The 21131-nt window shown below is 55.2% G+C and carries 16 protein-coding genes; 6 read left to right on the top strand and 10 right to left on the bottom strand.

Annotated elements, in window-relative coordinates; genetic code table 11:
* Position 1 precedes the first annotated feature (1 nt).
* Positions 2-283: an AtpZ/AtpI family protein gene (locus tag ACTCIA_RS02370; RefSeq protein ID WP_463000204.1), complete on the bottom strand. Its 282-nt coding sequence runs from the start codon at positions 281-283 to the stop codon at positions 2-4.
* 185 nt (positions 284-468) lie between these two features.
* Positions 469-1635 (bottom strand): response regulator, encoded by a 1167-nt coding sequence (locus tag ACTCIA_RS02365; RefSeq protein ID WP_463000203.1) that lies wholly within the window; start codon positions 1633-1635, stop codon positions 469-471.
* A gap of 188 nt (positions 1636-1823) precedes the next feature.
* Here ACTCIA_RS02365 and ACTCIA_RS02360 point away from each other — a divergent pair, with 188 nt between their 5' ends.
* Positions 1824-3458: an endonuclease/exonuclease/phosphatase family protein gene (locus ACTCIA_RS02360; protein WP_463000202.1), complete on the top strand. Its 1635-nt coding sequence runs from the start codon at positions 1824-1826 to the stop codon at positions 3456-3458.
* A gap of 32 nt (positions 3459-3490) precedes the next feature.
* Positions 3491-7729 (top strand): acyl-CoA dehydratase activase, encoded by a 4239-nt coding sequence (locus ACTCIA_RS02355; RefSeq protein WP_463000201.1) that lies wholly within the window; start codon positions 3491-3493, stop codon positions 7727-7729.
* Here ACTCIA_RS02355 and ACTCIA_RS02350 read toward each other — a convergent pair.
* Positions 7715-8527, bottom strand: a complete 813-nt coding sequence (locus tag ACTCIA_RS02350) for a DUF3786 domain-containing protein (protein ID WP_463000200.1) — start codon at positions 8525-8527, stop codon at positions 7715-7717. The two genes, ACTCIA_RS02355 and ACTCIA_RS02350, sit on opposite strands and share 15 nt — an antisense overlap.
* A gap of 1077 nt (positions 8528-9604) precedes the next feature.
* Here ACTCIA_RS02350 and ACTCIA_RS02345 point away from each other — a divergent pair.
* Both ACTCIA_RS02345 and ACTCIA_RS02340 read left to right on the top strand, forming a co-directional pair.
* Positions 9605-10471, top strand: a complete 867-nt coding sequence (locus tag ACTCIA_RS02345) for an MBL fold metallo-hydrolase (protein ID WP_463000199.1) — start codon at positions 9605-9607, stop codon at positions 10469-10471.
* 58 nt (positions 10472-10529) lie between these two features.
* A complete protein-coding gene (locus tag ACTCIA_RS02340; protein WP_463000198.1) occupies positions 10530-12008 on the top strand; it encodes a CDP-alcohol phosphatidyltransferase family protein in 1479 nt (492 codons plus the stop codon).
* 44 nt (positions 12009-12052) lie between these two features.
* Here ACTCIA_RS02340 and ACTCIA_RS02335 read toward each other — a convergent pair whose 3' ends face one another.
* Positions 12053-12433, bottom strand: coding sequence for a cytoplasmic protein (locus ACTCIA_RS02335; protein WP_463000197.1), 381 nt, complete (start codon positions 12431-12433; stop codon positions 12053-12055).
* Between the two features lie 14 nt (positions 12434-12447).
* Here ACTCIA_RS02335 and ACTCIA_RS02330 point away from each other — a divergent pair, with 14 nt between their 5' ends.
* The gene (locus tag ACTCIA_RS02330) at positions 12448-14061 is read left to right on the top strand and encodes a sensor histidine kinase (protein ID WP_463000196.1); all 1614 of its coding nucleotides are present in this window, start codon (positions 12448-12450) and stop codon (positions 14059-14061) included.
* Between the two features lie 99 nt (positions 14062-14160).
* On the top strand, positions 14161-14667 hold the full coding sequence (locus tag ACTCIA_RS02325; RefSeq protein ID WP_463000195.1) for a peptidylprolyl isomerase: 507 nt from the start codon (positions 14161-14163) through the stop codon (positions 14665-14667).
* A gap of 34 nt (positions 14668-14701) precedes the next feature.
* Here ACTCIA_RS02325 and ACTCIA_RS02320 read toward each other — a convergent pair whose 3' ends face one another.
* The 6 genes from ACTCIA_RS02320 to ACTCIA_RS02295 all read right to left on the bottom strand — a co-directional run bounded on the left by ACTCIA_RS02320 (position 14702) and on the right by ACTCIA_RS02295 (position 20706).
* Positions 14702-15304 (bottom strand): hypothetical protein, encoded by a 603-nt coding sequence (locus ACTCIA_RS02320; RefSeq protein ID WP_463000194.1) that lies wholly within the window; start codon positions 15302-15304, stop codon positions 14702-14704.
* 25 nt (positions 15305-15329) lie between these two features.
* Entirely contained in the window at positions 15330-16655 is a 1326-nt protein-coding gene (locus ACTCIA_RS02315) for a DUF362 domain-containing protein (protein WP_463000193.1), read from the bottom strand.
* Positions 16656-16673: 18 nt separating this feature from the next.
* Complete coding sequence (locus tag ACTCIA_RS02310; RefSeq protein ID WP_463000192.1) at positions 16674-17585, bottom strand: 3-hydroxyacyl-CoA dehydrogenase; 912 nt, start codon at positions 17583-17585, stop codon at positions 16674-16676.
* Between the two features lie 53 nt (positions 17586-17638).
* Positions 17639-19747, bottom strand: coding sequence for a molybdopterin-containing oxidoreductase family protein (locus ACTCIA_RS02305; RefSeq protein ID WP_463000191.1), 2109 nt, complete (start codon positions 19745-19747; stop codon positions 17639-17641).
* A gap of 33 nt (positions 19748-19780) precedes the next feature.
* Positions 19781-20404, bottom strand: a complete 624-nt coding sequence (locus ACTCIA_RS02300) for a TetR/AcrR family transcriptional regulator (protein ID WP_463000190.1) — start codon at positions 20402-20404, stop codon at positions 19781-19783.
* Between the two features lie 173 nt (positions 20405-20577).
* On the bottom strand, positions 20578-20706 hold the full coding sequence (locus ACTCIA_RS02295) for a hypothetical protein (protein ID WP_463000189.1): 129 nt from the start codon (positions 20704-20706) through the stop codon (positions 20578-20580).
* Between the last annotated feature and the right edge of the window lie 425 nt (positions 20707-21131).

Below are 21131 nucleotides of genomic sequence, written 5' to 3'. Positions count from 1 at the left end.
GTTATCCTCTGCTGTCTTTGTGCTCGTTTTCTTCTTTTGAAGAATCCGGGTCTGTTACTTCCATGATCTGACGGTAGACAACCACACCGCCGCCCACAATGCCAAAGAGGATAAAAAGAATGGTAAAAATTCCTTTCGTCCCCAGCCAGTTATCCAGAAAACGTCCCACAAACAAACAGAAAACAATGCAGCCGACCATGGTAAGCCCGAGCTGGACAACAATCTGCAAATGCTGAGCCCACGGTCGGTTGTTGTTGAAGTTAAAAAATTTTTTGGGCGTCATAGTGATTGTATCCCTTTAAAGCTCACGCATACTAACAACTGCTTCCCGGGCAGTCAAGAACTTTTTTGGCTCCAATGGACCGTAAGATCCGGAGGAAATGGATGATTCTCCGGGCACTCGGCCGGTCTGTCCGCCGCTCCGGGACGCTGGTTGCCAAAAATTGGCCGGAAGGCTTTCATTATTGTTCAAAAAGGTTTTTTGGCGGACAATCCCTTGCTTTCCCTTCCCCCGGGCAAGGCCACTTCGGAAAGAATTTTGGGGATGATGGTTTTTAGCTGCGTCTGGATAAAAAAGCAGTTGCCGTCTTCTGCCATCAACGCCAAAAAACGGTAATTGCCGCTTGTGTACATATCCGTGTTGTGCACCAGCAGAATTCCCTGTTCCGTGTGCAGGGTCAGGCCTCGGCAACGGCCCAGTCCCTTCCGGCTCAAATGCCGGGAGCAGTCCGTATACATCTGATTGGCCATCTTGGAAATGGCGCTGAAATCAATGTCAGCCCGATAGGATGTGTCATTGGCAAGGACTTCGCCGGTGCTGCTGACAATGGCCAGTCCCTTGTAGCCTTTGGCAGAGCGAAGAATGCCCGTGTGTTTGTGCAGGGCATCTTCGAGCTTTGATCCGATCCGGGTCCCTGCGCGCGATTCATAGGCCGAGGATGCCGGAGAGTCGTCCGCCGGCCGGGCCCCTTTTTCCCAGGTGGCCTTGGCCAGGGTCATCAGGTCAATGTTGGTTTGCGCCTGCCGGTCTTTTTCAGCCAGCGGGGCGAATGATAGATGGATACCCCGCCATTCGGCGATCTGTTTTGCTGCCGCGTCCCCTTCGAGTTCCGCGGTCCGGGCATTGAGCAGTCGTCCCTTTTCCAGGTAACAGATCCCTTTTTGCCGGTTGCCTGACTTTATATCCATTTTGCAGGTTTTGCGGGCAATGGCCAGCAATGGCAGGAAATTGGTCATGGTCATGCCGTTTCGGGTCTGGCCTTCGTCACGGAGGTTTAAGCCCACAAAAATAGCCGAGGCCAGCCTGCCGAAGGAAAAGGGCTTTTTCAGGTAATACAGAACCCCGGTATGGCCTGTTCGGTCAATAAACCAGGGCTTGGGGTCATCTTTTTCCAGAATGACAATACAGGGGATGGAGGGATATCTCCGGGTCATCAGTCCCAGCAGATCCAGCCCGTCGCCCTGGGGCAGGTGGATGCCGGTGGCCAGGACGGCAATCCGGGTGGAGGCCAGGATGTCTGTGGCGGTTTTGACTGAGCCGGCTGTGAGCAGTTCAAAGTGATGCAGATCCCTGAATCCGGCCCGAATCTGCTCCAGCGTGCTGCGGTGGTTTTCGACAATGAGTACCTTGTCCATAAGCGGTCCGTATCCAAAAGAGGGCGGCTGCATGCGGCAGCCATGGGATGTCAGAATGTGTTGCTTGACGGCATTTGTTTATTTTATTATAACTATTTTGATTAACGGGAGATATATTGAATGTCAATAAAAAAACAGGAAATTGGGGTGTTTTTTGCAATGCCGGCACCTGCAGGCGGAAGTGGGAAATGCCCTTGATACCCTTTACAAAGCCATTCAACACCTGGAAATCATTTATTTTGGCGGCAGTGCTGCTCTGCCTGGCGTTGCCGGCTGCCTCCTGGGGCGGGTGCATCAAAATCGCCACCTATAATCTGGAAAATCTTTTTGACCTCAAACATGACGGCACGGAATATCCCGGCTATATTCCGGGCGGTGGGCTTGGCTGGGACAGGGATATGATGGAAACCAAGGTGGATCATTTGGCCCGGGTGATCCATGATCTTAACGCCGATATTATCGGCCTGCAGGAAGTGGAGTCTTTGACCGCCCTTGAAAAACTTCGGCGGCGCCTGGCGCAGAAGGGCAGCGCCTATCCTTACTTTGCCATTGCCGATGCCCGTGATGCCACAGTCAGGTGCGCCCTGCTGTCAAGGTTTGCTATTTTGGATTCATCGGAAATAGTTGCTGAAAAAGGCTCCGGCCGGAGTATTCTCCGGGCGGACATCGATATCTCGGGAAATCGGCTGATTGTTTTTGTCAATCACTGGAAATCCAAAAGCGGGCCGGAAAGCCGCAGGCTGGCCAGCGCCCGGGCCCTGGCCGAGGCTGTGAAAAAGCTGCCGGAAAAAACCGATTATGTGCTTATCGGGGATTTTAACACCAATTACAATGAGCATGAAACCATCCGTCACCGGCCGGCGTTCAATGACACGGGCGGAAAAACCGGGCTGCAGCATGTTTTAAATACCCGTTTTCAGGGCGCGGCCGTGGATGAACCGCAGCTGATCAGAGCACCGGCGCAAAGCCTGCATTACAATCTGTGGCTGGAGCTGCCCGGTGACCGGCGCTGGTCAGCGCGGTTTTTCGGCCGTCCCCAGAGTCCGGATGCCATTTTGCTGCCTGCGGCTCTCTATGACGATCACGGCATTTCCTACCTGGACAATTCATTTGACCGTTTTGATCCGGGCTATCTGTTTGACCGGCATCGCATCCGGCGCTGGCAGCGGGCGGACCGGGGCCGGGGCCGGCATCTGGGGCGCGGGTATTCGGATCATCTCCCGGTATATGCCTGTCTGCAGACCGGGCCCTTTGTTTTCCGGCCGGAGGCCACAAGCCCTGCCAAGAGTTCGGAAAAAGCCGAAATAGCCGATTTGTATGATGTCAAAGCCGGGGCGGTGCGCCTTGAGCTGAAAAATTGTGCCGTGATTTACCGCCACGGCGATAATGCCGTGATCAAGCAGCCCGGCGGCCGGCCTGTTTATGTGTATAAGGCGGCAGCCGATCTGGACAAAGGCCGGTATTATGATCTGGTTGTCACCCGGTTGAAACGTTTTCACGGCAACCTGGAGATCACGGATGTCAAAAAGGTTCGTCCACGTCCGGGCATTGCCCCGGTTGGTTCTCTGTATATTTCAGATCCGGACGCGGATTTTTCCGATCCAAAACTGGAAAACGAGGTCATCGAAGCTTATACCGGCCGGTATGCCAACGGGCATTTTTACTATGGCAATCAGCGGCAGATCCGGCTATATTTTCGCGACAAGGCTCTTGCGCCGCAAGCTCCGGCGCAGGTCCGGATACGGGGTGTGCGCATTGGTTACCATCGCAGCCCGGAGCTTGTGATTGAAAAAAACACACAAATCAGAGAAGTAAAACCATGACAATGACTATGCAGGACACGGAAAACCCAAACATGACACCCCTGGTACTGGGATTGGATGCCGGATCGGTCAGTGCAGGCCTGGCGGTTCTGACGCCGGACAGGGAAATTCTGCACTCGGATTACCGCTTTCATCACGGCCAGATCGCCGCCACCCTTGAAAAGATGCTGGCAAGCGTGGATCTCGGCCGACTGGCGGCTGTCTGCCTCACTCACTCCACACCACAGATCATTGACGGGGACTGGCGCTGTGATGACCGGGTGGCGGTGATTGCCGCAGCCGGTTTTTTTCACGACAAAATCGGGGCCATACTCCATGTGGGGGGTGAAAAATTTTCCCTTATGCGCTTTGACAAACACGGGGGGTATGCCGGCCTGGAGACCAATACCTCGTGTGCTGCAGGAACCGGCAGTTTTCTGGATCAGCAGTCCGGACGGCTCAATCTGTCCGGCATCTCGGAGCTGGCCCGGATTGCTGCGGACAATAACGGTGCCATTCCCAAAATCGCATCCCGATGTGCGGTCTTTGCCAAAACCGATTTGATTCATGCCCAGCAGGAGGGCTACAGTCTGGCGGAAATTTGCGACGGGCTGTGCCGGGGTCTGGCCAGAAATATCGTGGACACGGTGTTCAAGCATGAAACCCCCAATACCCCGTTGATTTTTTGCGGGGGTGTGGCCCGCAATCCCGCAGTGATCCATCACATCAGCGAAATGACGGGAATGCAGCTGGCTGTGGATGAAATGGCGCCTCTTTACGGGGCCGTGGGAACAGCCCTGTCCTGGATCGAGGAAAACCGGACCGGGAAAAAATCAAAAAAGGCTGCTGCCTTCCGGGCCCCAAGGCCGGTGGTGCGGCAGGCTGACTTTAAGCGTACATACGGTCATCCGCCCCTGGTATTGGAGCATTCCCGATATCCGGATTTCCAATCCCTGGAGGCCTATATCTACAAATCCGGCAGCCAGGATTTTGCCAGCAACGTGGAAGTCGACATATACGCCCGGCTGGAACCGGAAATCCGGCAGCAGGTGTATCTTGGCATGGATATCGGCTCCACCAGCACCAAGGCGGTTTGGCTGACACCGGAAAAACAGGTTGTCGCCGGATTCTACACCCGCACCGCCGGCCGGCCCGTGGCCGCCCTGTGCAGCGTGCTGGAGGCCATGGATGATCTGGTTGTCAAAAAAGATCTGGATTTGTGCATTGCCGGTGCCGGTACCACGGGCTCGGGCCGAAAGTTCGTGGGCCGGATTGCCGGTGCCGACCGGATTCTTGACGAGATTACGGCCCATGCCCGTGCCGCACGGGAGCTCAACGCGGATGTGGACACCATCATTGAAATCGGCGGCCAGGATTCCAAGTTCACCACCCTGAAAAACGGCAGGGTGACATTTTCGATCATGAACACGGTGTGTGCGGCCGGCACGGGAAGCTTCCTGGAGGAACAGGCTGAAAAGCTCGGTGTGGACCTGGCCGATTATGCGCGACTGACCCAAAACGTGGCCGCTCCGGTGGCAAGCGATCGGTGCACGGTTTTCATGGAGCGGGATATCAATTACTACCTGAGCCTGGGCTATGAGGTAAGAGAAGTGCTGGCCGCGGCCCTGCACTCGGTACGGGAAAATTATCTCACCAAAGTGGCAGTGGAGGCCGGCATTGGCGAAAACGTCTGCTTTCAGGGCGCCACTGCCAAAAACCGTTCCCTGGTGGCCGCCTTTGAGCAGCGCCTGGGCCGGCCGGTTTACGTCTCCGAGTTCTGCCATCTCACCGGTGCCATGGGCGTGGCCCTTTACCTGGCAGATGAAGGCCTGTCGCAGAGCACATTTCGGGGCCTGGGCCTGCATAAGGCCGAAATTCCGGTTCGGTCCGAGATCTGCGATCTTTGTCCCAATCACTGCAAGCTCACCATCGCCGACATGGCAGACGGCCCCGTGGCATTCGGGTTTTTATGCGGCCGGGACTATGATACCCGGCATTTTGTGGACAACAACCGGGCCGGATTTGACCTTGTTAAGACCCGTGGCCGGGTTTTTGCCCCGGATGTGGCCGCACCCGCACAGGCGGGCCTGACTGTGGGCATTCCCGCGGCCCTGTATATGCATGAAGATGTTTCCTTGTGGATTGATTTTTTTCATCAGCTCGGCATGCGCACCTACACCGCGCCCAAAAGCGCTGATGTGCTGGCACGGGGAAAGGCGCGCGCCGGAGCGGAATTTTGCGCGCCCATAACAGCCCTGCACGGACACGTGGATTATTTGCTGGAGAAAAGCGATTTCGTTTTTCTGCCCCATTATCTGGAAGAGCGGGAAAAAGACGGCTCCGCCCGGCGCCAGTACTGCTATTACTCCCAGTTTGGCCCGGCCCTGACCGCGGCCCTGGACGACTCCGGGCAAAACCGTATTGTTTCCCCGGTGATCCGGTCTTTGTACAATCCATTTCACACCCGCCTGGCCCTTTACCGGGCCGTGCGGCGGATGAATCCGGAACTCGGGTTCTTTGAGATCATCCGCGCCTATGAACGGGCCCGGAGCCGTCATCAGGCGGGTGTTGAAAAATGGCGGCAGGTTTTTGAACAGCGGTTTTCCCCCTCCCGGGATATTGCCGTGATGTTTCTGGGCCGGCCCTACACTGTGCTGGACCCGGCCATGAACAAAAACATTCCGAAAATTTTCGTAGCCCTGGGGGTCAAGGGGTTTTTCCAGGACATGCTGGATCTGGAACACGGCGATTTTTCTGAAATTGCCGGGTTTCTGGAGGAACTGCACTGGAATTATGCCGCAGACATCATCAAGGCGGCAAAGGTCGTGGCTGAGACCCCGGGCCTGTATCCGGTTTTAATGACTTCGTTTAAGTGTTCACCGGATTCGTTTGTGCGGGATGTGTTCCAGTCCCTGATGGAAGGGGCAAACAAGCCCTATTTGATCCTGGAGCTTGACGAGCACGGATCGAGTGTGGGCTATGAAACCCGAATTGAAGCAGCTGTGCGGGCTTTTGACAATCATTTCCACTCCGGGCAGCCCCAGAAAAGCGATGCCGGCCGCATCAATCCGGCCAACTCTTCGGGAATGCAGGGAAAAACAGTGGTTCTGCCCAGCTGGGACCCGATCACCTGCCGCTTGCTGGCGGCCAATCTTCGGCGGGAAGGCATTGATGCCAGGGCGGTCACCGAAACCCCGGATGCAATCCGGCGCAGCATGCAGTTAAACAGCGGCCAGTGCATCCCCATCAATGTCATGGCCCAGGAATTTGTGGACTATGTAACTGAGAATGATCTGGACCCGGCCAATACGGTGCTCTGGATGGGATACTCGGAAGTACCCTGCAATATTCGGCTTTATCCTTACAAGATAAAGGAGATGATATCGTCTTTTGGCAGGGATATGGCCGGGGCGGAAGTGTATGCCGGTGAGATATCATTTTCGGACGTATCTCTTCGGGCGGCCACAAATGCCTATTTCGCCTTTATGTTCGGCGGTCTGCTGCGGCGCATGGCCTGCCGCACCCGGCCCTATGAAAAAAATCCCGGGGCTGCGGACCGGGCGGTGGAAGCCGGCATCCGGACCCTTGAAAAAGCTTTCCTGGGACTGCAGGACAAGGAAACGGCCGTTATTGAGACTGTCAAGCGGTTTGAACACATTGAAACCGTTGCCGGCAGCCGGCCCAAGGTGGCCATTTTCGGGGACCTCTATGCCAGGGACAATCCTGTGTTTAACCAGGACCTGATCTCCCTGATCGAGGCCTGCGGGGGGGAGGCTCTGACCACGCCGTATACTGATTATGCCAAGATGATCGCACCGGCTTATTTCAAGAAATGGTTCACAGAGGGCCGGTTTGCGAGCCTTCTGGTCAACCGGGGGCTGCTGGCCACCATGGTATACCGGGAAAAAACCTATTTCCGGCATTTCCAGAAGGTCTTAAAAGAGCCTGAGCCGGTCTATGACGTGGCCCCTGAAAAGATCCTGGCCCAATTCGGCATGGTGGGCGAAAACACGGGCGAGTCCATGGACAATATCCTAAAAATTTACTACATCTGCCGCCACCATCCCGAGGTGGCCCTGTTTGTGCAGACCTCGCCGGCGTTTTGCTGCCCGTCTCTGATCACCGAGGCCATGGCCAAAACCATTGAGGCGCAAACCGGTGTGCCCGTGGTGTCGATCACCTATGACGGCACCGGCGGGGAGAAAAACCGAAAGATCGTGCCTTATCTCAAGTTCGCCCGGCCTCCGGAGGCCGGCGGCGGGGTTGGTGCCGGTGCGTCATGGGTGCCCTGAGTGGTTGCGCGCTGCGATTTTTTCAAACATTTTGACCATGCCGGCCAGCAGGGTGTAGATGGATTCGGCATCCAGTTGCTGGTCCGCGCTTTTGTCAAAAAACAGATGAAGACTCGATCCCATGCCTTCCTCGGGCTGCCAGTAGCAGACCATCACGGGCAAAAGGGGCAGGGGGTGGAGCACCACGGAAATATCTGCGTCAATATGGGCCTGCACCCGGCGGCCGGCAAACACGTCGAGCATGTCTGAAAACAGGGCCGTATAGGTGCCTGCCAGGTGTTTTAAGGGTTTTTCACAGTTTTGCTGAAAATGGTTGTACCGCTCCGGACCGCCTTCCAGTTCCCGGAAGGTGATCCACTCGCCGGTGACAGCCACGCCCTTGCTGTGCAGCACGTGATTGAGAAACGGCATGGCCACCCAGGCATTAAGGTGGATGTCGGCAGACAGGTTGCCGGCTGTGTCCACGGAGAATGCTTTTCCCATGACCCGCAGGGTCAGTTTTTGCCCGTCAAACTCGCCGTTGGTCCGCTGAGCGGCATCGGCCAGGTCAATGTCCGGGATTTGTTCCTGCAGTTCTAACACGGCTTGATCCATGAATTCGTCAATGGTGTCGGGCCGCTCTGTGGCGTCCTGGTATTGGGCCAGCACTTCAGGGGCGATTTTCGGGCACTGGTCCAGGGTTTTTCTTCCCTTGAACACGGCCACGCCAAAAGCCATGCAGGTTTTTTCATTACACGCCCGGCAGTTGGAGCCGTCGGTGAGCTTAAACACGTCCATGGGGCTGTTGATCTGGGCCATTTTTCAATACTCCTTGAAAGCTTCTTGCATTGTCCGATATTTGTCAGGTGTCAGGAAGGAAGCCCTGCGGCCGGGCTTTGGTTTTTTCGCTCCTGACCGTTTACGGATTCATCAAACGCCTTCGCTAAAATTTCAAAAACTCGGCCTGTCGGCCTCAAACAGTTTGAAATTATTACGCTCCGGCATTTGATGAATTTTTCCGTAAACGCTCAATGTCGCTTCAAAAACCAGACCCCGACCTTGGGCTTCCTTGACAATCCGTTGCTGCCGCGCGGCCTCAGTATGCCGATGCAGTGCAAAAGTCTTTGTATAATGCACATTCATGCTGTGTGCAACCCGGCAGTTTGACATGGCCGGGTAAAAATCCAGGAAGCCTGACGAGGCGCGAGAACGACAGCATCGGCACCATCAGGGCTATAACCAAGGCGTAAGCAGCTTGCGCGGGTTTTCGCATGTGACGGGTCGGGTGCGGTTTGTTTGTCTGCGGCGGGGTTTCGGCGATCGTCCCGGGGCTTTGGCGGGAATTTTAAAAACTCGGGCTGATCGCCCTCAGACAGTTTAAAATTCCGGTCGCCAAAGCCCCTGTCCGATCTTATGCCGAAACCGCGCCAATGCAGCCAAACAAACCACCCCCGCCCCGCCCCATGGCCAAAGCACTGGAAATATGCGCCAGCAAATATTTTTGAATATCGGTCTGAGGTTGGTAGATTTGAAAGGGTGTTTTCAATGTTTTTTTGCAGAGCTGTTGAATTCGGAATAGCTCCCCCAAGGAAGCCCTAAGGGCGGGGGCGGGTTTTTGAAGCGACATTGAGAATTTTTGCGGGAAAATTCAGCCGAGGCCGGAGCCGGAAAATTTCAAACTGTCTGAGGCCGTAAGGCCGAGTTTTTGAAATTTCGGCGAAGGCATCGGCTGAATCCGCAAAAAGGCTCAGGAGCGAAAAAACCCGCCCCCGGCCGCAGGGCTTTCCTTCCTGACACCCCCGCCCCCGTCTGCGAAAATCCGGGACAAGGGTCGGTTGTTGGTTTTGTCAGGAATGCAAAAACGTGATATAAGGGACGGTATTTAAGGAGACGGCCATGTATTCTTTGATTGATCTGGATATCCCGGAACTGGGGTATACCCGTTTTATTTCGTCCTGGCTTTATTCGGGACCGGACATGACCTTTCTGGTGGATGTGGGCCCGGCGTGCACCGCGGATGTGCTTTTGGAGACCCTGGAGCGCAAAGGCATTGAAAAGCTTGACTGGATTCTTTTGACCCATATTCACCTGGATCATGCCGGCGGGATCGGGCATGTGGCGCGCCGGTTTCCGGAAGCGCGCATCGTGTGCCATCCAAAGGCGGCAGACCACATCATTGATCCCTCCCGGCTGTGGGCGGGCACAAAAAAGGTCCTGGGAAACATCGCAGATGTTTACGGGCCCATGCTGCCGGTGGACCAATCGCGTATCCTGACCCCGGAAGATATGGACCCGGATGCCGGCATCGGCATTATTGACACCCCGGGTCATGCCGCCCATCACCAGAGCTACGTGTTTGAAGACCGGCTTTTTATCGGCGAACTGTTCGGGGTGTTCCACGAGCTTGGCGGGGAGATCTATCTGCGGCCGGCCACCCCGCCCAAATTTATTTATGAGCAGTTTGCCGCATCCCTTGACCGGGTGGCGCCGGCTGCGGACCGCAAGGTCTGTTTTGCCCATTACGGGATTTACCCGGACGGGAAAAAAGTACTGGACCTGGCCAAAAACCAGCTGTCTTTGTGGCTGGAAGTGGCGGGGGCTCACGTGGAGAATCCCCGTGTGGAAGCCATTGTTGAGGATCTGAAAAAACAGGACCCGGTATTTGCCCGAATCGATGATTTGCCGCAGGCTTACCGGGACCGGGAGTACTATTACGTGGGCAACACCATCCGCGGCATGCTTGATTATTTTCGGAGAGCCTGAGGGTGCGGGCGCGCAGAACCTGCTTGCTTTTGATAATTATTTATAATAGTTAGAATTTATGCTGAAAAAGAAAAATTTGTTCACAACCATGACCCCGGTTCTGGTCTATGGCCGGCCCCTTCTGGTGTTTTCCGGGATGATGTGCGCGGTGGCGGTGATGCTAAACCGCAGCCCAAACGTGTTTCTGGCCGGAACCCTTCTTTTTTTCGCCGCCATGGTCTTTGACCTGATGGACGGGTGGTTTTCGGCCCGGTTCGGCCCGGAGATCTCCTTTGCCGAACTGGCCGACAAGATCATGGACCGGGTGGTGTATTCCATTATATTTCCCCTGGTGGCAGTGGGCAGCATGTGGCGCCTGCATTACCTGATCCCCGATCACAGCCGCCTGGAGCTGGTGCATGCGGTGTTTGTGCTCATGCTGTGCGTAACCGTGCTGATCCGGGACAATTTTGCCCATTTCATGCGCGGATTTGCCATCCGACAGGCCCGGGAGCCGGAACTGCGGGAACTGACCCGCCTGCGAACCGCCGTGGCGGCGCCCCTGGGGTTTCTGCTCTATGTCCATGCCTTCTACATACCGGTGGGGGATGATGTCGGGTTTTTGTATGCAGGGCTGAGCTGGCTGGGCGGTCTTTCCGTGCGCAATCTTTTTGTCATTGAAATCGTGTTTCTGGTGATCAATTTTGGCTCCATTGCCTTTTACTGCCGGAAATACGGGACCTACTGCCTGGATGCGCTCTGCGTGGAGGATATGGCGCTTCGCCGCCGGATTCTGGCGGCTTTTCCCAATGCTCTGACCGTGATGAACGCCATGATGGGGCTTCTGGCGGTTTTTTTTGCCTACCAGAGCAAGATGACCGAAGCCTACCTGCTTTTGATCGGGGCGGCGGTATTTGACAAACTCGACGGGGCCATGGCCAGAAGGCTGGGGCTGACCGAGCCTCTTCCGGGGGCAGCGCCCAAGCATATCACCTTCGGCGGGATCATGGATGACGTGGCAGACGCGGTGAGCTTCTGCATTGCCCCGGCCTGGATTTTTTATGTGTGTCTTTCAAATCATCCGGCCCCGGAAATCCGGGACCTGCCCGTATACATTCCCGCCCTGGTTTACGCATTTTGCGGGTTTGTGCGGCTGGCGTATTTTACCCTGGACCGTTTCCCCGTGCCCGGGTTTTTCAAGGGGCTGCCCACCCCGGCGGCCGCCCTGTTCGTGACCGCGCCGTTGATTGTTCTGGCGCAGACAAATTCGCCTGCTTCACAGTGGACAATGTTTTTGGGTTATTTCTGCATGGGACTGATGGTATTTACGGCTTTTCTAATGAACCTGTATCCGGTGCGCTATATCCACATCGGCCGGTTCATGGACCGCAATCCCTGGTTTACCTGGACCAATCTGGTGCTGATGGTGGTGTTTGTGTTCACGCCGTATTTCGGTTACCTGGTTTTTTGCCAGATGATTTTATACCTGCTCTCCCCCCTGATCACCTGGCGGGTGGATCCGGATACCGCTGCAAAGGAGGCGGGGAAAAACAGTTGAAAAAAATGTACCGGCCGGCAGCAGACCGCCGGCCGGCCGGAGCATTATTCATACGGCGTATAGATCCGTGATCCGCCCTGCTGAGGCTGTTGCTTCTGTTGCTGTTGTTCTTGCTGCTGCATCTGCTTTAGGCGGTCAATGGTTTGATCCAAAGCTTTTTTCATGGCGCCGGGAAATTCATCCATGGCCTCCTGCAGACTGGTGGCAGACAGTTGGGACTGGATGGGCAGGGGACCTTCGGGGGTCATGAGCTGGGTGGAGCCGTAATAAATCCTGGAGCGGGAAGGGTCTTCAGAGCCGTCGGCTTTTACCGGGGTCATGCACCGGATCGATGCCACCTTCAGGTCGGTGACCGATTCTTCCCGGTATAGGTTGTCCTTGTCGACAGTAAAATCAATCTGTTGAGATTCTGCAGAATCCGGCATAAGGTACCTCCGTTATGTTTAAGATGTTTAAGCCTGAATTTACCTGGGTAAAATATGCATCCCCTGGCCGATGTCAACCTTCGAGATCCGGCCGGAGGCCGTCGGGATCCGCCCTGGCTGCAGCCGTGCTGGTGCTGATCGTGATTTATCTGACCGGCTGGTATAGCTACCTGTTGTTTCATAGTGTGGTGGAAACCTTTGCCATTCTGGTGTCTTTTTCCATCTTCCTGTTTGCCTGGAATACCCTGCCGTTTTCCCGTCAGCGCTACCTGGCGGTACTGGGCATTGCCTATTTGTTTGTGGGCGGACTGGACATGCTCCATATGCTGTCTTACAAGGGCATGGGGGTGATTGTCGCTGACGGGGCCGATCATGCCACCCAGGCATGGATTGCGGCCCGGTACATGGAGAGCATATCTCTTCTGGTGCTCCCGTTTTTGTTTCATCGCAAGGCCGATTACCGGGTGGCGTTTGCCGTCTACGGGGGGATTTTCCTGGTCCTGTTTTTATCTATTTTTGTTTTTCCTGTTTTTCCAAAATGTTATGTTCAAGGCGCAGGGCTGACCCCTTTTAAAGTCATCAGCGAATACATCATATGCGGGATTCTGATTGGTGCTGGTGCGGCGCTTTATCGCCGGCGCAAGGATGTGGATCCGGTAATGTTCGGATTTCTGATGGCGGCCCTGGCCGTGACCGTGGCCTCTGAGATTGCCTTTACCCAATATGTCAGCGTCTACGGGCCGGCCAATCAGATCGGGCATATGTTAAAGCTCATATCCTCTTATCTGATTTATCGCGGAATCGTGGCAAGGGGTCTGCTGTCGCCCTATCAAAGCATGTTCCGGGAACTGGACCAAAGCCGGAAGGAGCTGGAGCGTTATTCCCGGGCCCTTGAAACCCGCGTGGCAGAGCGTACCCGGGAACTGGAGCAAACCAACAGGGAGATGCGCCATTTGTCCGGGCAATTGGTCCATGCAGAGGAAAAAGAGCGCAGGCGCATTGCCCGGGATCTGCACGACAGCATCGGCCAGACCCTTAGCGCCATTAAGCTCACAGTGGAAAATGCCGCAGAAACCCTTGGTCAGCGCATGGATCGGCGTTATCTCAAGGAACTTGAAAAACTGGTGCCCATGGCCAGAACCGCAATTGACGAAGTGCGGCGGATTATCATGGATCTGCGGCCGCCGGTGCTGGAAAAGGGGATTTTGCAAACCATCGGCACGGTGTGCCGGGACTTTGAGCGCCTGCATCCGGATATCCGGGTGCAGACCGATTTGTCTGTAGCCGAAGACCAGGTGCCCGAGGAGGTAAAGGTTCCCGTATTCCGCCTGCTCCAGGAGGCATTGCACAATATTGACAAACACAGCAATGCCAGCAGCGTGGATGTGATTTTTTCCCTGGAAGCCGATCGTCTCCGGTTTGAAGTGGCAGACAACGGCAAAGGTTTTGATCCCCGGGCAGCCGAATCCGGTTATGGTCAAACAGGCTTTGGTCTTAAGGGCATGCGGGAACGCGCCGAACTCAGCGGCGCCGGGTTCCAAATCCAAAGCCGGCATGGCGGCGGCACCCGGGTGCAGGTTGACTGGCCGGCTGCTACGGGCCCGGAGGCGGCGGCAGCCGGGCGGTAATTACTTTATTGATTTTACTTAACACTTAATCACTTAAAACTTAACACTGCCTGTAAAAAAGACTTTTTACAGGAAAACACAAAAGGAGCTTTTGCGGAGATGAATGTTTTGCTTGAAACCAGCATGGGTGATATTGAAATCGCCCTTGACGCGGAAAACGCCCCAAAGACGGTGGAAAATTTTCTGGGCTATGTTAAAGACGGTTACTATGACCAGACCCTGTTTCACCGGGTGATCAACGGGTTTATGATCCAGGGCGGGGGCATGGACGTCAACATGAATGAAAAGCCCACCCGGACCCCGGTGGCCAACGAGGCGGACAACGGATTGAAAAACGAGGCTTATACCGTGGCCATGGCCCGCACTTCAGATCCGCACAGTGCCACAGCCCAGTTTTTTATCAATGTAAAGAACAACACTTTTCTCAATCATACGGCCAAAACTCCCCAGGGATGGGGGTATACCGTATTCGGCAAGGTGGCCAAAGGCCATCCGGTGGTCAATAAGATCAAGGCGGTAAAAACCGGATCAAAGGGGATGCATGCAGATGTGCCGGTTGAGCCGGTGATCATCCGCAGTGCAACGGTGGTATCAGAAGCCTCCTGATCAGAAGTCTCCTGAAAGATTTGCTGCAAACCGCTTACCACTCGATTTTTACAGCTATGACCGAAATTCCGAGGGCTGCGGCGGATGCCCCGCCAATTCCCCCGTGACCTGAATCATTGTCGGCTTCGGCAATCACCAGGGTGGCCACCAGGGCGGCTGTTCCCAGGATTCCGAAAACCGCATGGGTGTCGTGGGTGGAAACCCCTTCCGAGAGGTCGATGACATTGCCGTAGCCGGCAAAGCCGGTTGCGCACGTGGCCCCGGCAAGCCAGGCAGCTCCGTAGGATGCCGCCCTGTGAATTTCATGGGATGAATTGGACACGGCTGCAAGGGCGGTCAGGGCCAGGGTGCTGTATCCCAGGTATTTATGGGCGGTCATGGTGCTGAAAGAGGTGCTTTCCCGGATCGACTTGCTGTCCGGCGGATCTGTTGCATGGATGTTGCCGGAGGGTCTGGCTGCAAAAACAGGTGCAGGTTGGGTTTGCTCAAAAAAATCCGCATCCGGGAAAAGCATCTGCGCATCCGCCCGGCCGGAAACCGTTTGGGCCGATGCCGGGCCGGGCAATGCGCAGATCATCAAAACCATGAGCCATGCTGCGAAAACCAGATGTGCAAAGCCCCCTCTTGTTTTGTTCATGACATGGCCCTTTTCCCCTGTATTTTTATTCCACCCGGAAAAAGCTTTCCTCAAATTCGGGCCGGTCCTGGTATCTGGCCATAAAAAAGCCGGGCAGGGATTCGGCCTGTGCAAACAGATTGGGGTCTGCCTCAATACCGGCTTCATGCAGGGCCTCGACCACTTTTTTCGGCTCAGGCGGACATCCCTTGACTGCAATCATTTTTTGGATGTCCGGATGATCCTTGTTTTTCTTATACATGCACTGGCCCAGCAGGATCGTGGCCTTCATGCCCGGCGAGGGGTCCATGGCCTTGCCGGTGAGCACCTCCACGTTGTCCCAGGGCTCACCTTTCCATGCATAGCGGATGGCCGTGAGCACCAGGCCGTTTAATGCCGTGCAGTAGGTGCACATGGTGTCGTCAAATTTCCGGTAAAACAGGCCGTCAAGCCCCTGCTTGGCAAGGGGCACCGGGATTTCCCGGGAGCTTTCACTGCAGTAGTCAAAATCATACTCGTGGTAACGGGCCGCATCTTCGATTTTTTCCCCGACGATTTCCACGTCCGATAAATCCGCCGGCCGGCCGCGGTTGGCGGCCGCGTGTCTGAGATACGGCACCTGCGCCGGATCATGGCCCAGCAGGCGGGTGCCGGTTAGATCTGCTGACAACACATCGGCTGATGCCGCCAGCAGGTTGGTCCTGTGCATTTTGCCGTCAAAGCCCGGGCCCCGCTCCACTGTGTAAATGCCGTCGATTATGGTGAGCATGGGCGGCATTTTGTCTGCCAGCCGGGCAATGTGGAAATGCAGGTCTTTTTCAGGATCCGCATTGTGGCATTTTTTCCGTGAGGCAATGTCAATGGTGCCCTTGAGATTCTTTATGCCCAGGCTGACCATGGTTTGATTATGGGTCTTTAATGGCGGAATGTCCACCACAAAATCGCTGTTTAATATATCCGTGTTGAATTTGAGTTCAATGCCGTCGCCCAGGTCCACTTTTTCAAACGGGCGGTCCATGACATTGACGGTTTTGACACCGTATTTTTCCGTGAGTTTCTTGTATCCCAGGGTTTCAAAGGCATGGGCCGGTGTCTGCTTGTCCTTGGGGTCGGCCACAATGCCTTCGCCGATGGTAATATCGGTGATGCCGTGTTCGGCAAGCACGCGGACCACATCCTCGATGACCCGGGAGGTGGTGATCACCCCCCATTTGGGAAAATCGCAGACCTTGGTCCAGAATACAATATTGGGCTTGATAAAAACCTTTGCCCCGGAAGGCAGATGGTCCAGGCCGCCGCACATATCGATGGCGGCTTTTACGGATTCATAGGGTTTTTCGTATTTGACGATGGATACGCGGTGTTTTTTCATTTGTTTCAGCTCCTCTGGCTATTTGTTTTTGCCCTCGGTAAAACCGGGTTTGGAAAATGCGGGCTTTGGATAGGTGTAAAAGCCTGTTCCGGTTTTGGCTCCCAGTCGGCCGGAGTTTACGTAGGGTTTTAAAAATTCGGCGTTTTTTATATCCTGGGGATCGCCGCCGGCTTTTGCCCAGTAATCGGTAACCTTCCATACCGTGTCAATGCCAATGGAATCCATCATGCCAAAGGGGCCGATGTCCATTCCCATCACGCCCATCCAGGCACGGTCCACGTCCTCGGGGGCGGCCACTTCATTGGCCGCCAAACTCTGGGCGCTTTTGAGCAGTTCCATTAGCATGGCATTAAACACATACCCGTTGTTCTCCTTTTTTAGCACAATGGGGATGGTGCCGATTTTCCGGGCAAAGGCCTCGATGACAGACACGGTCTCTTTGGATGTGCCCGGATGGGGCATGACATCGACAATCTTGTTGTAGCGGATGTCATGGAAATGAAATGCCGCAAACCGGTCGGGCCGGCCCGTGGCTTCGGCAAACATGGAGGGCAGAAGCGACGAGGTGTTGGTGGTGAATATGGTTTGTTCCGGGCAGATTTCATTGAACCGGGCAAACACTTTGGCTTTGAGTTCGGGGTCCTCGGGCACGGATTCACTGATCAGATCGGCTTGTTTGCCGGCTTTTTCGGCATCGCGTTCCGGGCGGATCCGGGTGAGGGCCGCGTCGGCTTCCTCCTGGCTCAATTGCTGATTTTTGACAAAGATTCGGGCCAGCTTGCCCATGCGGTCCATGGCGGCATCCATCATTTCCTGGCTGATGTCATGCAGGATCACATCATATCCATGAGCAGCACACTGAAATCCGATCTGCTGGCCCATGGTGCCTGAACCGATAATCAGAACTGTTTTGATGTCTTCTGGCTTCAATTGGGTCTCCCTGGGTTTCATGTTGCCGGCAGGCAGGGCCGGCTTGTGAGATTTTAAGCGTTTGGTTGTTTCCCTGAGTCCGGCGGCATTTTTTCCACCCGGCACATCAGGGACTTGATGGGCACCGAACCGGTGACCGGGCACAAGGGCGCGTCGTTGGTGATCATGTTGATATTAATGCGTTTCCATCCGTCTTTGACCCCGTACCAAAACCCGTGGTGGGAATGGACCACCCGCGGGTCCATGTCCTCGAAATACCGGGCCCGGATTTCCACCCGTCCCCGGGGTGATATCAGATATACCCATTGCCCGTCCGCAATGTCAAGCCCGCGGGCGGTATCCGGATGGATCTGCAGTTCCGGGTCCGGGGCCCGTTTTTTCAAAGAGGTGATGTTTCTGTGGGATGAATGGTAATACACCAGCAGGCGGCCGCCTGTGGTCAGCACCAGGGGAAAGTCCCCGGTCAGATCCGGCCGGGAGACCGGGCTTTCATCCGGTTCCCGGAACACGGGAAGCGGAGAGATGCCCAGGTCTTTTAAATAATCGGCGCTAAGGGCCACCTTGCCCGTGGGCGTGCGGAATTTGCCCTTTTTCTCATAGCTTTTGTATTTAAACCCGTCAAAATGCCACTGTTTTTCCTTAAACTCCCGATATGTGGTGCCCATGGGTTCCAGCCGGTAGTCCAGGATCTGCTCGATGTTCTGGAAAAAGCCGGTCATGTCCAGTTTGCCGGCCAGGTCGATGAGCATCTGCTTTTCATCCCGGCATTCGGGGATCGGCTCCATGGCCTTGGGCTGGGCAAACACGTGGCTTTTCATCAAAAGATCCTCCACATCGTCGCGCTCGGTCCAGTGAGCCGGCGGCAGGATCACGTCTGCCAGGGCGGTGGTGGGCGTGTGGAAATAATCCACGGCAAAGAGAAAATCGAGTTTTTCATAAACCTCCCGCACGCGGTTGGAGTTGGGGTAGGCGCACACCGAGTTGTTGGCAAACAGACCCACCACTTTCACCGGGTAGGGCTTTTGCTCTTCAATGGCCGGCCACACGGTCTGGGGTGGTGACGGAATGGGAATGAAACCCATTAAGGGGAATTGGTCAACGCCGAGTTTCTTTTGCGCCTGGGCCTTTGGCAGGTTGAGAAACGGGTCGTGATCTGCGCCGTAGCAGGCGCGCTTGTGGGTGGGCGGCGGACAGCGCAGGTTGCCGCCGGCTACTTCCAGGTTGCCGGTGATGGCCGCCAAAATGGTCAACGAGCGGGTGAGGTCAAAAGCATCATTTGCCTGGCATACCCCGCCCATGCCCGGGCCCAGAGAAGCCGGCGCGTTTTGGGCATAGGCCGCGGCCGCATCCCGGATTTTTCCCGGATCCTCCCAGGTGATGGCAGCGGTTTTCTCGGGTGTGAAATCCGCCACATGGGCGCGCAGGGCTTCAAACCCGTCGGTCCAGTTTTCCACGAAATTTTTGTCATAAAGCTGGTTTTCAATAATAACCTGCATGAAGCAAAGGGCCAGGGCCACATCCGTGCCCGGCCGGATCTGGAGCCAGTAGTCGGCCTTTTTGGCCAGCCGGGTGCCGCGCGGGTCCACCACGATCAGCTTGGCCCCTTTTTTGAGCCCGTCGCGGATATCGTTCATGTAAAGCCCGGGCCAGGAGTTTTCCGGGTTATGGGCCCACAGCATCATGCACCGGCTGTTGGCATAATCCGGATCTGTGAGGCCAAAACCGCATGTGGCCGAACTGCCCATTACGATGGGGCCACCGCTCATGTTCGAGGGGGCCATGAAATTCGGGGACCCGAACTGCGTCAGAAACCGGTTCAAATACGGCGCCATGCCCCGGGTGGTGCCCGAGCCAAGCACAACGGATTCCGCGCCGAACTGCTCCTTTGCGTTGCTCATTTTGTCGGCGATAATCGACAGGGCATTGTCCCAGGAGGTCTCGGAAAACCCGCCATTGTTTTTCACCAGGGGCCGGGTGATACGTTCGTTGTGATATACGATTTCCGGGGCGGCCGCACCCTTGGGGCAAATGTAGCCGCGGCTGATGGGATGGTCCTTGTCGCCCTTGACACCGGTGAGCCGGCCGTCTTCAATGGTTAACACCACTCCGCAGCGGGAATGGCATTCAAAGCAGATGGTTTTTACGCTCTGTGTTGCTGCCATGGATTTGCTCCTTGTCTGTGAAAATCGCTCGGTTTAGATGTTTTCAAGCATCATTTTGGTGGCTTTCTTCATGTCGCGGTTGTACTGGTCAACCATGTTGCCGCGGACAAAAAAGTGCCGGAAATGTCTGGCGCCCTCAACCAGGGTGATCACCCGGTTGGCGGCGCGCAGCGGGTCCTGGGTTTGGATTGCCCCGGCATCGCAGGCCCGCTGGATTTCCTTTGTGAGAAAATGCTGAAAAGATTCGTAAAGCGTTTGGATTTTTTCGTGAATGCGCGGGTTTCTGAAGCTGACTGCGAGCATGGAAAAAGAGCTGGCAATATGGATTTTTTCATAATACTGGCGGCTCCAGATAATTTCGATAAGTTTTTCCAGGCGGTCGGCGGGCTCCAGGCCGCCTAACCGGATTGTTTTAAAAAGCCGGCCGTATTCATCGATGACGTAATCCACAAGCGCCAGGGTCAGGTTTTCCTTGCTGCCGAAATAATGGAGAATCAGGCTGGGATGGATCCGGATGCGGGCGGCCACCTTGGCGATGGAGGCGCCTTCAAGGCCCTGCTCCAGGATGGTTTGATAGAAGCTCTTGACGATTTCGGGCTTCCGGATTTCCGCATTCTGCCGCTGACGGCCCGTCGTGTCCGGATGTTTAGAAGACATCGGCAAGTCCCAAATACGTTGATGATAAGTATTCTTTTATGGGGTGCCGCCCCGGAAATCTGAAATAAGGTTATTCCCCCGCCCCGGAGGACGGGGGAATAACCTTTGGAGGGGGGCTTGAGAATAATTAACTGAACAGTTGGTTAATTAATAGTCCATTATTCAAATTTCTGTCAAGATAAAAATGTTTCAGAAATTGATGGTTTCGCAAAAAGCTTTTTACCGCGGCCGCTGTTATTGAAGGAAGAAAGTCCTGCGGTCGGCGTCAGCTTTTTCGCTCCTGATCGTTTTTGCGGATTCATCAAATGCCTTTGCTTAAAATTTACCAATTCACCCTGTCTTCCTCAAACAGTTTGAAATTTTCACGCAAAAACCCTCAATGTCGCTTCAAAAGCCGACCCCGCCCTTGGACTTCCTTGGAAGCGTTTCCCCCGGGCCGCCGCCCGGGACCGAACACTGCAAATAACTTTTTGCCCCATGTTTAAAAGCTTTGATTTTATTTTTTTGAACATTGAACATTGAACATTGAACCTTGAACCTTGAACCTTGAACAAAGTTGTTTAGAAGGGTTTTTGCCGGGCCAGCCCACGGGACCGGGCTTGAAAATAACGCTTTTTAAGACTTGAATGTGTTGCTTCCGACTCCCTTGGTGTGAAACTTTGCACACAGTCGGCCATGATGCCGGCCCGGGGGTGGTTTGCGAGTCGCATTGAGCGCGCAAGCGGTC

This window comes from Desulfosalsimonas sp., from assembly GCF_055149105.1.
This window is presented reverse-complemented; position numbering and strand designations above follow the sequence as displayed.

Bases quoted from the DNA above. Each gene is read 5' to 3' on its own strand.
- ACTCIA_RS02370 (WP_463000204.1), bottom strand. From the start codon at position 283: ATGACGCCCAAAAAATTTTTTAACTTCAACAACAACCGACCGTGGGCT.
- ACTCIA_RS02365 (WP_463000203.1), bottom strand. From the start codon at position 1,635: ATGGACAAGGTACTCATTGTCGAAAACCACCGCAGCACGCTGGAGCAG.
- ACTCIA_RS02360 (WP_463000202.1), top strand. From the start codon at position 1,824: ATGCCCTTGATACCCTTTACAAAGCCATTCAACACCTGGAAATCATTT.
- ACTCIA_RS02355 (WP_463000201.1), top strand. From the start codon at position 3,491: ATGACACCCCTGGTACTGGGATTGGATGCCGGATCGGTCAGTGCAGGC.
- ACTCIA_RS02350 (WP_463000200.1), bottom strand. From the start codon at position 8,527: ATGGCCCAGATCAACAGCCCCATGGACGTGTTTAAGCTCACCGACGGC.
- ACTCIA_RS02345 (WP_463000199.1), top strand. From the start codon at position 9,605: ATGTATTCTTTGATTGATCTGGATATCCCGGAACTGGGGTATACCCGT.
- ACTCIA_RS02340 (WP_463000198.1), top strand. From the start codon at position 10,530: ATGCTGAAAAAGAAAAATTTGTTCACAACCATGACCCCGGTTCTGGTC.
- ACTCIA_RS02335 (WP_463000197.1), bottom strand. From the start codon at position 12,433: ATGCCGGATTCTGCAGAATCTCAACAGATTGATTTTACTGTCGACAAG.
- ACTCIA_RS02330 (WP_463000196.1), top strand. From the start codon at position 12,448: ATGTTTAAGATGTTTAAGCCTGAATTTACCTGGGTAAAATATGCATCC.
- ACTCIA_RS02325 (WP_463000195.1), top strand. From the start codon at position 14,161: ATGAATGTTTTGCTTGAAACCAGCATGGGTGATATTGAAATCGCCCTT.
- ACTCIA_RS02320 (WP_463000194.1), bottom strand. From the start codon at position 15,304: ATGAACAAAACAAGAGGGGGCTTTGCACATCTGGTTTTCGCAGCATGG.
- ACTCIA_RS02315 (WP_463000193.1), bottom strand. From the start codon at position 16,655: ATGAAAAAACACCGCGTATCCATCGTCAAATACGAAAAACCCTATGAA.
- ACTCIA_RS02305 (WP_463000191.1), bottom strand. From the start codon at position 19,747: ATGGCAGCAACACAGAGCGTAAAAACCATCTGCTTTGAATGCCATTCC.
- ACTCIA_RS02300 (WP_463000190.1), bottom strand. From the start codon at position 20,404: ATGTCTTCTAAACATCCGGACACGACGGGCCGTCAGCGGCAGAATGCG.
- ACTCIA_RS02295 (WP_463000189.1), bottom strand. From the start codon at position 20,706: ATGAATCCGCAAAAACGATCAGGAGCGAAAAAGCTGACGCCGACCGCA.